9 protein-coding genes are annotated in these 16886 nt (G+C 41.4%); 4 read left to right on the top strand and 5 right to left on the bottom strand.

Annotation, left to right across the window (positions count from 1 at the left end):
* Nucleotides 1-19: 19 nt before the first annotated feature.
* Nucleotides 20-1483: a DUF7133 domain-containing protein gene (locus QQK00_RS19250; protein ID WP_284219322.1), complete on the bottom strand. Its 1464-nt coding sequence runs from the start codon at nt 1481-1483 to the stop codon at nt 20-22.
* Nucleotides 1480-2874, bottom strand: a complete 1395-nt coding sequence (locus QQK00_RS19245; protein ID WP_284219321.1) for a c-type cytochrome — start codon at nt 2872-2874, stop codon at nt 1480-1482. Before QQK00_RS19245 ends, QQK00_RS19250 begins: the two co-directional genes overlap by 4 nt.
* Nucleotides 2875-3215: 341 nt before the next feature.
* On the opposite strand from QQK00_RS19245, the gene QQK00_RS19240 reads away from it, so the two are divergent.
* Nucleotides 3216-5105 carry a DUF885 domain-containing protein gene (locus tag QQK00_RS19240; protein ID WP_284219320.1) on the top strand — a complete coding sequence of 630 codons (1890 nt, stop codon included), beginning with the start codon at nt 3216-3218 and terminating at the stop codon, nt 5103-5105.
* A 108-nt stretch (nt 5106-5213) separates the two neighbouring features.
* On the opposite strand, the gene QQK00_RS19235 is transcribed toward QQK00_RS19240, so the two are convergent.
* The 3 genes from QQK00_RS19235 to QQK00_RS19225 are packed head-to-tail and all read right to left on the bottom strand — an operon-like array spanning nt 5214 to nt 11668.
* Nucleotides 5214-7427 carry a cytochrome c3 family protein gene (locus QQK00_RS19235; RefSeq protein WP_284219319.1) on the bottom strand — a complete coding sequence of 738 codons (2214 nt, stop codon included), beginning with the start codon at nt 7425-7427 and terminating at the stop codon, nt 5214-5216.
* Between the two features lie 22 nt (nt 7428-7449).
* Nucleotides 7450-10572, bottom strand: a complete 3123-nt coding sequence (locus QQK00_RS19230; RefSeq protein ID WP_284219318.1) for an efflux RND transporter permease subunit — start codon at nt 10570-10572, stop codon at nt 7450-7452.
* A gap of 1 nt (nt 10573) precedes the next feature.
* Entirely contained in the window at nt 10574-11668 is a 1095-nt protein-coding gene (locus tag QQK00_RS19225) for an efflux RND transporter periplasmic adaptor subunit (RefSeq protein WP_284219317.1), read from the bottom strand.
* Nucleotides 11669-11891: 223 nt separating this feature from the next.
* Between QQK00_RS19225 and QQK00_RS19220 the strand changes: the two genes are divergently transcribed.
* The 3 genes from QQK00_RS19220 to QQK00_RS19210 all read left to right on the top strand — a co-directional run bounded on the left by QQK00_RS19220 (nt 11892) and on the right by QQK00_RS19210 (nt 16871).
* Nucleotides 11892-14189 carry a bifunctional diguanylate cyclase/phosphodiesterase gene (locus QQK00_RS19220; RefSeq protein ID WP_284219316.1) on the top strand — a complete coding sequence of 766 codons (2298 nt, stop codon included), beginning with the start codon at nt 11892-11894 and terminating at the stop codon, nt 14187-14189.
* 201 nt (nt 14190-14390) lie between these two features.
* Complete coding sequence (locus QQK00_RS19215; protein ID WP_284219315.1) at nt 14391-15407, top strand: NAD-dependent epimerase; 1017 nt, start codon at nt 14391-14393, stop codon at nt 15405-15407.
* A gap of 60 nt (nt 15408-15467) precedes the next feature.
* Nucleotides 15468-16871, top strand: a complete 1404-nt coding sequence (locus tag QQK00_RS19210; RefSeq protein WP_284219508.1) for a mannose-1-phosphate guanylyltransferase/mannose-6-phosphate isomerase — start codon at nt 15468-15470, stop codon at nt 16869-16871.
* Nucleotides 16872-16886 lie beyond the last annotated feature (15 nt).

The raw sequence follows: 16886 nt of genomic DNA, 5'->3' as shown, positions 1-16886 counted from the left end.
TATACTACAGATTCCCTTACTAATGAATAACTTGGTTTAATGTGTAAAACAATTCAGTGGTACTTGGTGTTTGCTGACTATTTGCCGCTATGCCGTCAAACGCAATAGACAATACCCTGTTTGGCGTTAGGGGGAGTGAAATATTTATCGTCTTTTTGTCTTCTGACAGGACCGTATCGGTGACTTCAATAATTTGTTCATCAAGTTTTGGCGACCCATATTCTTTGCTGTATCGATAACGCCATTGATGAATGCTAAAGGCGTCGGGAACTACAGATGTTTCATCGATTGTGTCGGTAAATGTAAGAGAAAACCCAGCACGAGTAAGTTTTATATTTTGTAATTCAAATGCTTGCTCGCCGTTCCAAACAACTTTTTGTAAACCAAAGGGCTTATTACCTCGAGTAGGCCACCCTCTGGCCGTTTGTCCAACCCAAAGCTGACCATTATCATCAAACTGAATGCGGATGTTGCCACTCTGAAAGCCATCCATAAAATTCATTGCGGCGCCTTGATATTGCCCATTTACCTTATCTAACATTACGCGAAAAATACTTGAAAACGTATAATCTGGAATAAACATCTGCCCCGCAAATGGACCAAATTGTCCGTCCGTTGTGTCCCATACAGGATTGCCGGGCGAATTGGCGACCTCACGATGAGGAAACCATACCGTTGGTGGCTCCGCTAACGCCGCAAAATCACCTGCCGTCATATTATGTACTTTGTCAAAACTGTAGTCAGGGTGATCAATCAAAGAAGCCGGATGCCCATAAAATTTGCCTTTTTCAACGTAATGCAATTTAGACGTGGCTATCCAATCCCCCTGATTGTCAGTAAAAAATAATTCTTGGGATGGACTAATTCCGATACCTGCAGGCGAGCGTAAGCCCGAGGCATAGGGCACAAACTCGCCCTTCGTGTTTACTTGATACATCCATCCACGCCACCCGCCGTCGCTGCCCATCATCGCTAAACTCGTTTTACCACCATGCGCTAAATTCAACGCCGCATAGTAATTCCCTTCATTATCTTTTACTGGACCATAATGATATTCATGATAGTTATTGTGAAATTTCCAACCTTTGACAACCCGCAAATATTGTTCAGCAATATCATCACTATTCGTGTCGACAAGTCGAGTTAATTCTGGTTTTTGCGCAACCATAATGCTGTCGTCGTCCACCAAAAGACCGGTCACTTCGTGCAAGCCATCTGCAAAACGACGCCATATCGGCGTTGTATTACTTATGTCAGCTCCGCCTTTTAATACCCAAACTTCACCTAGACGAGTAGCAGCATAGACATCACCATTAGACGCTACATCCAAGCCTGCAATATTCATTTTTGTGTTTTCGGGTAGACTAATGGTTTCGATACTGTAGCCCTTAGGTGCGGTAAAACTGTTGTCCGCGAATGCACTATAGAATGTAAACAATACGCTAACGACTAGTGACTTTGACACAAACAATGTTGCTTTCATGAGCTATCCTTACTTACCAATACATCCAACTTAAAACTAGTATTTTCTTTTGGATAAAAGGACCAACCGAGTTCATCAATAGCTCCGTCTTCACTTAAATATTTGAGTGACGGAATATCTGGCAATGAGAAAGTCATCTTTTTGTTTTCTCCATCAACGTCCAATTTTTTTATCTCAAAAATGAATGAGATGCGGTGTTTTTCCAACGAATTAGCAGACAGAGAAACGTCAATGCCATTTAGCAAGTAATTGAAACGGATGTTTTGATTACGCGCATAACCTAAATACTCGCAATTACCTTGGCTCGGCGAAATCCCATTAGGCGCAAAAAAGATAAACTCACTCAATGGCAAGCTAGGATCGCCGGTTCTTCTATCGATGTTTGGTCCAATATTAAGAAAATCACCGACCCACAATGCATTTATTGCGCACTTGCTTGGGTCAAATGCGAAGTTCACTTTCTCAGGCAGTCCAACGCTAATGGTGCCTGCTGGCAGTTTATGGATCTTTTTACGTTGGAGTACTGGGTGTGCTTTTGCTTCTATGTTGTAGGTTCGATTTGCCATTAATCCCTGCGCTCTCGCAGTTGTGGCAAAATATTTAATACTTCCATCTTCAGGCGTAACATAGCCTAAAAAGTTAGTATCTAAATAATCGGGATTTTTTGAACTCAAATAAGTAAGCTTTATATACTGCTTACCGGGTTTAAGGAGCCAAGTCGGATTCCAGCCTTTTTTCCATAGTTTTTCAACCGATTCACCGTCAATTTCTAACGTCATTAAATCAAATGCACGCCCTCCCATCCGAAAACGTGTGGGTTGGTCGTTGTAAGTATAAAAGTCCCCCTCGAACACGACACCAAACTCTTTTATTTCCGGTATTGTAAAGTCCATGAGATTGTCATGAAGTTTCCCAGTTTTTATGGGTGTTTTTCCGACAAGCGAAGTGTCATCATTACTATCAAGGGCATATACTTCATATGTTAGGTTGTCAAAACCTTCTCTTTTTGACATAACGTAAGCAACGATTTGCTTTCTGTCGTTCTCTGATAAGATGTCTTTGAAGCTTGGCATGCCCTGAGCTAAAAACCCACGAGATACGCTGTTAAAAAGGTCACTTGGCCGATTACCGTGCACCCAAACGCCATCTTTAAGATTAAAACCATTCCCGCCGGACAGGTCTTTTGCATGACATGCGAGACAGTACAATATGTATTTATTTTTGCCTTGTGCTAGCGTTGTTTTGTCAATTGATAACGCGCGTAATTCTTCATCTAACTGCGCATCAAGTGATAATGAAGTAGTGCCATTAACTTCTGACTGAGCTGATACGTTTACACCTATGCACACGCCAAGAAACAACGTGAATAATAAGCGACAGCTCAAACGCATACCCGGCCCCACCTTTTATATTTGAAGGATATTTTTTGTATTTGAACACTATCGTACTATTGCATATCAGATCAACCACTAATTGTTATCAGTGCACCGCAATATTGAGAAAACCAGCCAAATATAAAACACTCGCGTTTGGCTTTACTAAACTCATGCCATTCGTACCTGTTACCAAACGGTACAATTGTCAACAATAAAATGAAATCCGATGAAACTTTTATGACTATCAATAATGAACTGCTAATATATATTAGTATTGTTCTGCCATCGCTTTGGCAAACAATAATTGTTAATAATAAGTGGTTAATAATAACTAAAACAATAAGGGATAAACTACAGTGCGAAATACTATCATTGCGCTTGCTGTCACGCTTGCCTTAAGTGGATGCAGCAGCGATAAAAACACAACAGAAACCAACAACTCAGCCGTTCAAGCTGACACCGCAATGGCAACTACGTCCGAGAAAATACAGGCGGAAACTAAACGGTTAAATGCATGGTTTGAAGCCAAGTACGAAGAAGAACTTCTACAAAGTCCCATTCAGTTGACATTTTTAGGCAGAAGTGAACGGCAAGGAGAAATAGACGATGTCTCAGAAGCGGCTCAGGACGCTGCGTTAGCCAGAGGCCGAGCTAACCTCGTCGAACTAAAATCATCATTTGATTACGACAAACTGAGTGAAGACGCAAAGATATCTTACGACATCTGGGTCTATCAGGCTGAACAATCAGAAAAAAGTGACAAGTTTAGGTATAACAGCTACGTATTTGAACAAATGCAATCTATACACAGCTTTTTTCCACAGCTACTTATCGCCTTTCATAGGGTTGAAAGCGGTGAAGACATGGACAATTACCTTTCGAGAATAACTGGCAGTGCCGTCGCGCTTGAAGAGTTAATTAAGCAATCGAAGAAAATTGCAGACAAGGGCGTTAGGCCGCCTTATTTTGCTTTCGAATCAGTGATTGATGAAGCCACAAAGATAATCACTGGCGCACCTTTCGATGATGGTGAAGACAGTGCAATATGGGCAGACGCTCAGAAAAAGGTAGCTGCGCTAGTTGAACAAGAAAAAATTGACACTGATAAAGCAGAGCAATTGCGTAGTAGCATAAAAAAAGCGTTAATTGATGAATGGTTGCCAGCATACCAAAACTTAATCGCTTGGCAAAAAGAAGATCAGGTAAACGCGCCCGCAGTTGCCATAGGCGCAAATCAATTACCTCAAGGCACTGATTTTTATAATGAAAGATTGGCCAATCACACAACGACTAGTCTTACTGCAGAAGAAGTCCACAATATAGGGCTTGCAGAAGTCGCTAGATTGCGTGAGGAGATGGAAGCCGTTAAAAAAGAATTTGGCTTCGAAGGCTCACTATCTGAATTTTTTATCTTCTTACGTGATACCAAGGAAGATGAACGCTTATATTACCCAAATACAGATGAAGGACGCCAAGGATATATTGATGACGCAACCGCCGCAATTAACGGCATTAAAGCTGTGTTACCCGAATATTTTGGCATACTCCCTAAAGCAGATATGGAAGTAAAGCGTGTTGAAGCCTTCAGAGAACAAGATGGCGCAGCACAACACTATTATCCATCAGCCCCTGACGGTTCGCGCCCGGGTATTTACTATGCACACTTGTCAGATATGACTGCAATGCCAAAGCGAGAACTAGAAGTGATTGCCTACCATGAAGGTTTACCTGGCCATCATATGCAAATCGCTATTCAACAAGAACTCACCGAAATCCCTACCTTTCGTACTCAGGCAGGCTTTACCGCATACAGCGAAGGATGGGGCTTGTATTCTGAATGGTTGGCGAAAGAAATGCCAAATACTTATGTTGACCCGTTATCAGAGTTTGGACGCTTAGGCTCAGAGATGTGGCGGGCGATTCGCCTAGTCGTTGATACGGGCTTACATGCTAAAGGCTGGACCGAAAAACAAGCGGTTGAATACTTTAGTGCAAATTCGGCAATTACCGCCGAACAGGCAAGCAGTGAAGTGCGCCGTTACTTAGTAATTCCGGGGCAAGCAACTAGCTATAAAATCGGTATGATAAAGATACAAGAATTGCGTAAAAAAGCTGAATCTATACTTCAAGATAAATTTGATATTCGCGCCTTTCACGATACTGTATTAGGGGGTGGTGCTATGCCTATGGCGTTATTAGAACGTCGAGTGACAGCGTGGATTGAAAAAGTGAAGTCCAGTACTTAATTACAGCATTTGCAGCAGTAATCACAAGTAATTATGATTATTGCTGCATTCAATCACATGAAAGCCTTTCGCGCTCGGCACGCTTTACTTTATTAACAAGCCGTTACTTTAGCATTCATTTTTTAATTGGCACGTTTTCTTATATTGATGATACAACTCACTTAACGGACTAGTGATATCTACAGCATATGGCGCGAGCAATTCTACCGCGTCTTTTAGCCTGTTATTTCGCTCAAGTATAAGTGCATATGCATAAACGTATTGCGTATTGTCAGGTTCAAACTCATGAGCGCTTTTCACTTGTACGAGTGCATCGTTATAATTTTGTTGGCGAACAAAGTACAAGCTATAGGCATATCGTATTAAACCATCTTTGGGTAAATATTGAATACCTTTCTTGTAAACGTCATGTTCTTTCTTTACCTTGTTAACAGAGCGATATACATCCGCTAGATTCACATATCCTTGCGCAAAATAAGGATCAATAAACGTCGCCATTTCATATTGAGATTCTGCGTCAGTTATCTGTCCCATTTTTAATGCAGCAATACCAGCATTCATTCGACCTTCACCTCGCCAATTGTTTGTCGCGTGCATAGCTTCCAGTTCAGTAAATGCTTGTCTAAATAATGATAAGTAATTTTGTGGCAACTGTGTGCCTGCTAATCTACTTGCCGCATCGACACGCACGGCTTTAGCAGTGTCGTTCAACAAAGGAGATAAGAGACTTGCAACCTGTTGCGCTTGCATATTAGTTGTCGCGGCCATCGCGCCTAAGCGAATTAAAACATTTTCATTTCGCAAAGCCTTTCGAAGCTTTTCAGGATCTACAGCGTGTCGCTGACCAAGTATTGAAAGAACCGTCGCGCGTTTAATTGCAGGCGCAGATTCATCAAAAATAAATGTCCAGTACTGATTCAAGTTTGTAGCTACGCCTGACACCAGTTGAATATAAGACTCTTCAGCTGGTCGCGCCTTAAGGTTACCGTGCAGTTTAGCAAGTTCAGCACTTGCCCAGTCATCTGACTTATCGTCATGGCATTGTTGACAAGCATTTGGAATACCGTATTTTTGCGACCAGTCTGGACGTGGCACTTTAAAACTATGATCTCCTCGATCATCAACGACCATAAAGTTCTTTTTGGGCATATGGCAATTTATACATTTTGCCCCTTCAGAGCCCAAAGGATGACCATGATGTGTTTTGGTATCGAATACCTGCGGCGAATGGCATTGCGCACAAAGTGCATTCGTCTCAGATTTTACTTTATTTGAATGAGGATTATGACAATCTAGGCAAGTGACACCCTCATGGTACATCTTGCTTTGTAAAAATGACCCATAAACATACACTTCCTCCTTAATTTGACCATCGTCATGATACAAAGGTGGCGTTAATAATGAGGGAATGAATTGATCATAAAAGCCATCTTGACTGTTAAAACCATCAGTCAATGGAGAACGCAAAGAGTGGCAAGCAAAACACGTTTCCATAAAATCATTGTTTTTACGCTCCCCTTTCCATACTGCCGTTGCAGTGCCCTGCTCATGCACCCACGAACCAACGTTAGCTACCTTCTTTTTAGATGCTTGATGTGGTACTGCTTTATCATCATGGCAAGCAAGACAGCTAACATTAACTGCCGAAAACGACGTATCGAACATATTTGTACTGCTGTTGTATCCGCGCTTTAGGTTGTCTGAGTGGCAATCCGCACACATGCCATTCCAGTTTTGCAACGGTTGCTGCCAATGCAGCCGATCATTTGGTTTTATGTCTTCGTCAATGTATTGCGTAAACCAACGTTGACCGCCTTCACTTTTAGGCCGTGAATCCCATGCAAACGGAAATACTTGATAGCGATGGCCCGTATTGTCTTTACGCTTGAGACTTGCGTTGATGGGGATCTTTGATTCAACTTCGACAAGATACTGTTGTAAGGGTGTCACCCCAAAAGTATAACTCGCTTTAAATGTACTGGTTTTTCCATTGCGAGTTAGCGTTAAAAAATAATCTTTTAGGTCATTGGGAGTGTCAGGCTTACGACTTGAATAAAACGACGCAGACAATCCCATATGAGACGCTGTAACTGGGTTACTTTGTGAACCAAATGCCCCTTTGACACTTTTCGGTGTTAACGGCATCATTGACTGTGCGTGATGCGATGTAGCCCAGTTTGTTGCTTGTGCTTGATGACATGAAGCACAATCGTTTGACGAATAAGTACCATTTTCTGTCTCGTAAGCTTTTGCATTTTTAGTCGACGTTAAACTGTATGTAGATATTGCTATCAACGTAAATACTAAAAACTTAACTAACATACCCTCTGCGTTCCTTTTTGCGCTATGTTTTGCCCTCCCTTAACATAAGCAAGGCTGGCGTAAGCACTAATGTTAGCACTGTTGCAAAGGTAAGCCCACCAGCAATAGTACTAGCGAGTGTCGTCCACCATTGAGCCGACGGAGCACCGACCGCAATATCTCGGCCAATGATGTCGATAGTTAACGCGAAAACCATAGGGATTAAGCCTAAAATAGTGGTAACCGAGGTCAATAACACAGGGCGGACTCGTTGCGCTGCGGTTCTGAGAATTGCTTCGTGCGCACTTTGCCCAGATGCCTTTAGTGCATTAAACGTATCAATTAACACGATATTATTGTTCACAACAATGCCGGCTAGTGCAATGACGCCAATTCCGCTCATTACAACACCAAAGGCTTGATTGGAAAGCAACAAACCTAGCAACACGCCCGCCGTTGAAAATACAATTGCACTTAGTACAACAAAGGCCTGATAAAAGCTATTGAACTGCGTGACCAATATTATTAACATCAAAAATATCGAGCCAACAAACGCTGTACTTAAAAAAGTCATTGCTTGCTGTGTGTCGGCATCTTGTCCTTTAAATGACAAGTTCACACTTTCAGGTAGTGGTTCATCTGCTAACGCTAGGCGCATACTTTTTACCGCATCGTCGGGCAATACGCCATCTTTGACATTCGCCTTAATAGTCATTGTGCGCACACCGTCAACTCGGTCTAAGCGGCCTATCTTTGGTGCCGGTTCGAAGCTGACAAAATTAGCAATAGGAACTGCACCATTAGCCGTCGGAATTCTAAGCTGGTACAACTGCTCAAGACTTCTATACTCCTCAGTAAATCGTAAGCGTATCTCAACTTCTTCTTCTACGTCATCAGGGCGATATTCGGCTAAAAGCGCGCCGTTGGTAATAAGTGTTACAGCATTACCTAATATACTGACGTCGACATCAAATTTGGCCGCTAGCTCTCTGTCCACATTCAATTTCCATTCGATGCTAGGTAACGGGCGACTATCTTCAATGTCGGTAAAAATGTCTAGGCTGTCCATTAACTTCAAGGTGTGCTCTACCCCCTTGGCGAGCTTCTCGTTGCTCATGGCTTGAATGGCTAGATGAACTGGTTTGCCGCCAGATGGCCCTTGTGCAGGTTCTCGTAGTTGAAACTTGATACCTGGAATATCACCGATATCGTCGCGCATATCGTCCATAATCGACACAGCGTTTGGCCTTGTTTGCCAATCATTTAATTCCAGCTGAATTACACCAATCACATCCTCTGGCATATCGCTTTGTGCTTGTGCACCACCGCCAATCGTTTTGGTATATACAGATTTTAAGTGTTCGTGCCCAAGTAATTTAGCTTCTACCTTCCTCACTAGTGCATCTCGCTCATTGATGGACAAGTCTCCTCTTACCTGTACTTGAACTTGCAAAAACTCGGGTTCAATACTCGGGAAAAACTCAACGCCCTTACCAAATGATATGTAAGCAAAATAAGTGGCAATTAGTGCGAAGACAGCAACAGCAGTCGTTTTACCTGGGTGCGCTATTACTTTTCTTAAAACAGTCAAGTATGAACCAACCCAACCACCAATAGTGTTCAAATCTCCACTCTCAGCAGCTTTGATTGACTGAAAAGCCGGGTCTCGGAGCGACTCTACGTCATTCGCACCACTGCGCGCTCGTGTAATAACGGCTCCTAAGACAGGAATAAAAATAAGTGCCATGAACAACGAGGCAACTAAGGTAATAATTACTGTAAGCGGTAAAAACTTCATGAATTCGCCGACCAAACCAGGCCAGACAAGTAAGGGAAAGAACACGGCAAGTGTAGTCGCAGTTGATGCAATAATTGGCCATGCCATACGTTTAGACGCAGACGCAAATGCCGTTTTAGGCGATTCCCCTTCGCTTATCTTCCTATCAGCGAGTTCGATAGTAACGATGGCCCCATCAACTAGCATGCCCACCACCAATATCAAACTAAATAGCACAACGATATTCATCGTTATTCCGAAAAAGTACAATACCAACATAGCTGCAAGAAAGGACCCCGGAATAGCCAGACCAACTAAGATGCTCGGCCTTACGCCTAAAATGGCGACTATCACAACCATGACTAATAAAATGGCGGTAAGCACATTGTTTTCTAAGTCACCCAACATTGTTTTAATCTGGTCGGACTTATCTTGTAGATAACTAATATTGACGTTGTTAGGCCAAAACACTTGTGCACGCTCGACTACAGCACGTACGTCAGTAATCGTATCAATAATATTGGCACCTGTGCGTTTTGATACTTCTAAGGCAATCGCATTTTCGCCTTCAATTCGGGCAAAACTATTGGGATCTTTAAACGTACGCCTGATACTCGCAACTTCATCAAAGGTGATAACCGTATTGCCTACTTTTTTAACTGGAAGAGAGCTTAAATCTTGGAGATTTTCGATTACACCCGGGACCTTAAATACCATTCGGCCAGCGTCATTGTCGATGGCCCCTGCTGCAACTAAACGGTTATTTTGTGCGACAAAACTAAATACTTCTGTAAATGATAAGTTATATGTTTCAAGCGCTATTGGGTCGATGACAACTTCAAGTAGTTCTTCTCTTTCCCCTCCAATATCGACTTCGAGTACGCCTGATATCGCCTCAATATGGTCTTTAAGTTGCTGAGCAAGTTTTACAAGCGTTCGCTCCGGTATATTACCCGATAGAATAACAGTAAGTACTGGAAACAAAGAGACATTCACTTCCATAACCCGCGGCTCTTCGCTACCAGGGGGAAGCTCAGCACGCGCCAAATCAACTTTTTCTCTCACATCAAGTAAGGCTTGCTCGGCATTAAAGCCGGCATCAAACTCTAAGGTAACTGCCCCGTATCCTTGCGCTGCTGTGCCGCGCATTTCCTTTAGGCCTTCTATAGACTGCAATTCTTTTTCTAAGGGCCGTACTATCAAGCGTTCACTGTCTTCAGGCGCAATACCGTCATAAGCGACAGACACATAAATGATCGGAATCGCAATATCTGGGTCGGCTTCCTTAGGGATAGAGACGTATGCGCCACTTCCAGCAATAACAATCATGACAAAGGCAAGCACAACGGTCCGTGTACGTAAAAACGCGGCGTCAATAAACCCATTCATGTTACTGCACTCCTAAGCTCGAACGTGTGCCGTTTGCTTGAGTTGTTTTTACCACCTTCACCGTAGTACCTTCGCTAACAAACCCTTGCCCCGTGACAATGACATTGGCTTTGTCAGGCAAACCACTAACCCAACTCCCTCCAGTGTCGGATTGCAGTAACTGAATTGGATGAAATTTGACGACACCTAAGGCGTCAACCGTTTTAACACCGACAGCACCGGATTTGTTTAACGAAAAAAGTGATGGCGTAATGTAATGCGCTTCAACTTCATTTGTCGCTAACGTTACCTGCGCACTTATGCCAGCTTTGTATCTATTGTCAGGGTTTTCAACCGTAAGCTCTACCGAAAATGTGCGGCTTTCATCATTAGCCTTTGGCGCAATATATGTTACTTTCCCGGACGCAACTTGCCCTGTCGCTAAGTCGATATCTGCAAGATCACCCATTTTTATTTTTTCAATGTCTTGTTGGGAAATTTGTATTTCGACAATCAGAGGGTCTGTTTCTATATATGTAGCGACGACATCACCTATGCGAACAAAGTCTCCTTCCTCAATATGCAGCTTTTGCAAATATCCGCGAAACGGCGTTGCGATATTTGTAAACGATATCGCTTGCTTAATTTGCGCAATTGCCGCTTCAGATGCCTTAATATTCGCTTTAGCTTGCTCAATTTCGTTTTCTGATTGATATTGCTTAGTTGCCAATTTTGATAAACGTTCGTTGGTATTTTGCCTAACTTTTAATAAAGATTCTTGTTCCGCTAACTGCAATCTTCGGTCTTCAATGTCTAAAGTTATCATATTGACGTTTTGTTCCAGAAGCGATCCTTCAAGCACGTCGATACTATTTACTAAACCATCAATTTGACTTCTAACCTCTACCATTCGATTTGGGTCACTTTGTCCCTGTATCTTCAAGTACAGGGGTGTTTTTACCGCAAACATCTCCTCAACTTCCACAGTAAACAATGGCCTATTATCAGACTCTATCGACGCTTTTTCTTCAACGTTAGCATCTACAAATAATCCAGATAACATCCATAAAACTAGTACAAGAGTAAATCCGATGGCTATTAAATACGGTTTTTTCATTATCTATTGTGTTCTTCTTAAACTATTACGGTGGCGACTTTCAAACAATCGTTACTCAAGTCCACTCAAAATACATTCCGGCTGTTTAGTCTAAACTATGCATAACGTTTAAAGTGTAAATTTTATGACGAATTTGTGTCAAAGTGTAATTTAGCGGTCAAAAAATAGACTTCACGAGCTATCTACACCTTATATTTATCTTTAATTTATGTATGATAAAGCCATGCATAAAACTCTGTATTTTAGTATTGTAAGAATGGTTGTGCTGCTGGTATCAGGCACGGCAATTATAATGCTATTGGCAGTATGGGATAACTTAAGTGCGACGGTACATAAAAACATTTACGGTACTTTTGAAAATGTTGCACCTTTGCTTAACGAAGAGATCAACAATCTTGCGACAAGTAAATCCTCCCAATTAACGTTACTACTTGAAGACTCAACGAAACACAATGAGTTACAACAGTCAGAGACTGACGCTGTTTTAAAAGAATTTTTAACGCAACTAAACAGTGATTTATTATTCTTTAGTGCTCCAAATTTGACGGCTAAGAGCCAAATAAACAACGAGATCGACTTTAATGATCAATCAATTAACGAGATCCTAGCTTACTTCCGTGACAATACAAAAAGTTATAGTTTCTATTATGTGAACGAGCGTTTATTTTGGTTAATTAGTGCCAACCAACAAGCACTATTGAAAGACACGTATTTGGTGGCAGGGTATGAACTCAATCAAGCGCTATTGAAAACACTTTCCAATGAAATACGGCTAAATTTATCATTGGTTATTCCTGACAAACCAACAAAGGTCTTATCCACCATTAAGGGCCTAGAGCTTACTGAAAAATCTTTAGACAATTGGATTTTATCCAGTAGCCACTTTGACTTATTTAATTTATCTGTCGTTTTTGGGCTTCAGCCACTTTACACCGCTAAAGTCGACATAGAGAATGGTATTAACGTCATACCTCATATTTACTTATCACTCAATGCGGAACGTATTTCTGCAAATTTTGTAGAATTAGTAGCGACAATTGCTGGACTATCCCTCATCGCCATTATTTTGGCAATCATAACCGCCATCTATAAAGCTAAGCACATCTCCAAGCCATTAGAAAAAATCACTGAATATAGTGAATTTATATCGCAAGGACACTATCCAAAAGAGATAAATGAAAAGGCTCATACAGTAGAATTTGGAAGGCTATTGAATGCTTTTAAATCGATGCAGCAAAACATTATGTCGAGAGAAGAGCAGATCCTTCGTCAATCTCAAACAGATGCCTTATCCAACTTGTATAACAGACGCTTTATGCAAGCTCATATAGATCACTTATTAAATAAAAGGCATGTCTTTCAAATCATTGGGATTAACTTGGTTAAGTTTCGAGAAATAAATGATGTTTTCGGTTATGAGTATGGAGATGAGTGTTTAAGGGTCATAGCAAAACGGCTAAAGGCCCTACCAGGTATGGCGGCTAGGCTCAATGGAGGGGAGTTCTTGTGGTTACCAGAAACGAGCAGAAACCGACAGCAAATCATCGAAACATGCAGACAATTAGAGGCCGACGTTCTCTGCAACGGAATTTCGATTAACATTTCAACGGCGATCGGCATTATGCATTGTCCAGATGACGCAGACACGGCAAAGCAATTATTTAATCGAGTAAGTATGATATTGGATATAGCTCAAAAATCGAATAAGAAAATTGAAACTTACTCAACCTCGGCAGAAAATCAATTCTCTCGTAGAAGAAAAATCATATGCAACTTGAAAAATGCACTCCTAACGGATTCAGCGTCTCTTTACTTGGAGTACCAACCACAACTGAATTTGCAGACCGGTGAAGTGAGTCATATAGAGGCTCTTGCCCGTTGGCATGACGACGAATTAGGTACTATTAGACCTGACGAGTTTATTCAAATTGCAGAAGATGCAGGGTTTATCAATCAACTTACTCTTTGGGTGCTACGCACTGCAATGAAAGACGTTATTGCGTTTAGAGCAACTAAAGAAAATATATCGATTGCAATAAATATATCTGCACAAGATATTATTGATGAGGAGTTCGTGACCAATTGCCTCCAAAGTTTTAGATACTATGCGTTAAGTCATGATGCAATAAGCTTCGAACTTACGGAATCAATAATCGTTAACGATAGCGAACTTGCGAAATTTCATCTGCAAAAATTGCGAGATACGGGGTGTAAAATAGCCATCGACGACTTTGGCACAGGGTATTCTTCGCTTTCATATTTAACGACCCTGCCCATAGATGTACTCAAGATTGATCGTTGGTTTGTAAAAAATCTGCCAACACAAAAATGTAACCAATGGATATGCCGTCGTATAATCGCGTTAGCCAATGACTTTGGTTTCACTGTCGTAGCAGAAGGTATCGAAGACAGAGCAAGCATGAGACTCCTGAGAAAATGGGGCTGTCATAAAGGACAAGGTTATTATATCAGTAAACCAATGGCGCGAGATGCAATTGCTAAGTGGTTAATGGAGCAATAGGCAACTTACATGTAGCCCAGAGGTTAACAATGTATAAAATCATAGTACCGAATGTTAAACAACCTAAAGCTACTTTGATTATAATCAAGAATTTATTTATAGAAAAAAAAAATTCATGGCATAATCTGACGTAAGATGGTTTTAGGATTTATCATTCCTAATTAATCGAAACGGGCAATCGACAAACATTAAGGTAATCAAGTGAAAATATTAGTAACCGGTGCATCTGGGTTTATTGGCTCACATACCGTACGTAAACTATTAGATGACGCAATAGAAGTTGTGGGGATAGACAACAATAATGATTACTACGATGTAAGTTTAAAGGAATCTAGAATAGAGTGGATAAACGAGCACCCAAACGCCGATAACTTCAGCTTCATGAAAATGGATATTGCTGACAAGAGCGCTATGGAAACCCTATTTAAAGAACACCAATTTACTCACGTTATCCATCTGGCAGCACAAGCTGGCGTGAGATATTCTATCGAAAATCCGCATGCTTACATAGATTCAAATATCATTGGCTTTATGAATATACTAGAAGGCTGTAGACATAATAAAGCTAAACACCTTTGTTATGCCTCAAGCAGTTCTGTTTACGGTGCGAACGAAAAAATGCCATTTTCAATCGACGACAATGTAGATCACCCAGTCTCACTTTATGCAGCAAGTAAAAAAGCAAATGAGTTGATGGCGCATACATATAGTAACCTTTACGACTTACCCACAACTGGACTTCGGTTCTTTACTGTATATGGACCTTGGGGGCGACCCGACATGGCACCATTTAAGTTTACCAAATCAATAAGTGAAGGTAAGCCTATTGACGTATACAATTATGGTAACCATCGTAGAGACTTTACTTACATAGATGATATTGTAGAGGGTGTTGTTCAGTCTACTCTTCATATAGCTAAAGCAAACCCTGATTGGGATGGTAAGGCACCAAAACCAAGCTCCAGTAAAGCGCCATGGCGAGTATACAATATAGGAGCTCAAACGCCGGTTCACTTGTTGACTTTTATTGAAACAATCGAAAAAGCACTTGGAAAAACTGCAGAAAAAAATATGCTACCTATGCAGCCGGGCGATGTCGAGGCAACGTATGCCGATGTCGAAGCATTAGTGAATGATGTAGGGTATCGTCCTTCAACCGATCTTGATGAGGGAATAAGCAAATTTGTTGACTGGTACAAATCGTATTACGGTCGATAAGATGGTTAGTCGGTTATGTAAATACTAACCATGATTAAGCGCTTAATAGGAAAAAGAATGATCAAACCTGTAATACTAGCTGGCGGCACTGGAAGCCGCCTTTGGCCAAAGTCAAGAGCGGCGTTGCCCAAACAATTCCTTAGACTAACCTCTGAACATACTATGCTGCAAGACACATTGTTACGCCTACCAAAAGAGAAAGTCGATAGTGCACTAATAATTTGCAACGAAGACCATCGCTTTCTAGCGGCAGAACAGTTACGTCAGATTTCATCAAAAAATGATGCAATTTTACTCGAGCCGGTAGGAAGAAATACTGCCCCAGCGATTGCAGTGGCCGCGATGTTAGCAAGTAAAAAGGCGCCAGAACAAATGTTATTAGTACTGGCAGCAGATCATTTAATTAAAGACAATAAAGCCTTCGAAGAAGCTATAGATAAAGCTTATAAACTAGCCGGTCAAGACAAATTAGTCACTTTTGGTATAGTACCTCAGGAAGCTCATACGGGCTACGGGTATATCAAATCAGGTAATAAAAATACACATGGCTTCGTTGTCTCTGAATTTGTAGAAAAGCCAGACAAAAAAACCGCAGAGGCATATTTATCTACAGGTAAATATTATTGGAATAGTGGTATGTTTATGTTTAAAACAAATGTGTATTTGCGAGAACTAAAAAAGCATCGACCCGATATTTATGCAGCCTGTGAAAAAGCTTGCGAGAGAACGTCAGACGATCTCGATTTTGTTAGGTTGGAAAAAACGGCTTTTGAGGCTTGCCCAGACGAATCAATCGATTACGCTGTCATGGAAAAAACATCTGATGCATGCATGGTGCCTTTGGATGCAGGATGGGATGATGTCGGCAGTTGGAGCTCCTTATGGAATACCAGTAACAAAGATAATGCAGATAATGCAGTCTCAGGCGACGTTATTCTTGAGGGCGTTAGCAATAGCTATGTCAACGCTGAAGAGCGCATGGTCAGTGTTATAGGCCTGGATAGTGTGGTAGTGGTTGAAACCAAAGACGCGGTAATGGTTGCCAATCGAGACAAAGTACAAGACATCAAAAAAGTGGTAAGCCGACTTAAGTCAGAAAAGCGACCTGAGTTCGAATTTCACCGAGAAGTGTTTAGGCCATGGGGAAGTTACGACAGTATCGATAATGGTGAACGATATCAAGTAAAGCGGATAACTGTTAAGCCTGGTGAAAAGCTATCAGTGCAAATGCATCATCATCGAGCTGAGCATTGGATAGTGGTCAGTGGTACGGCAAGTGTCACGATTGGTGAAGAAACTAAATTAGTGACTGAAAATGAATCGGTGTACATTCCCGTTGGAGTCGTACATGCACTCGAAAATCCAGGCAAAATCTTACTTGAACTTATCGAGGTTCAATCTGGTTCTTACTTAGGTGAAGACGATATTGTTAGGTATTCAGACCGATATGGGCGAGTGGATTAGTTAAGAATAACACTA

Origin of the sequence: Agaribacter marinus (assembly GCF_030160655.1) — a bacterium.
Classification (GTDB): Bacteria; Pseudomonadota; Gammaproteobacteria; order Enterobacterales; family Alteromonadaceae; genus Glaciecola; species Glaciecola marina.
Note: the sequence above shows the minus strand (reverse complement) of the source record. Positions and strands in the feature narration are given on the sequence as shown.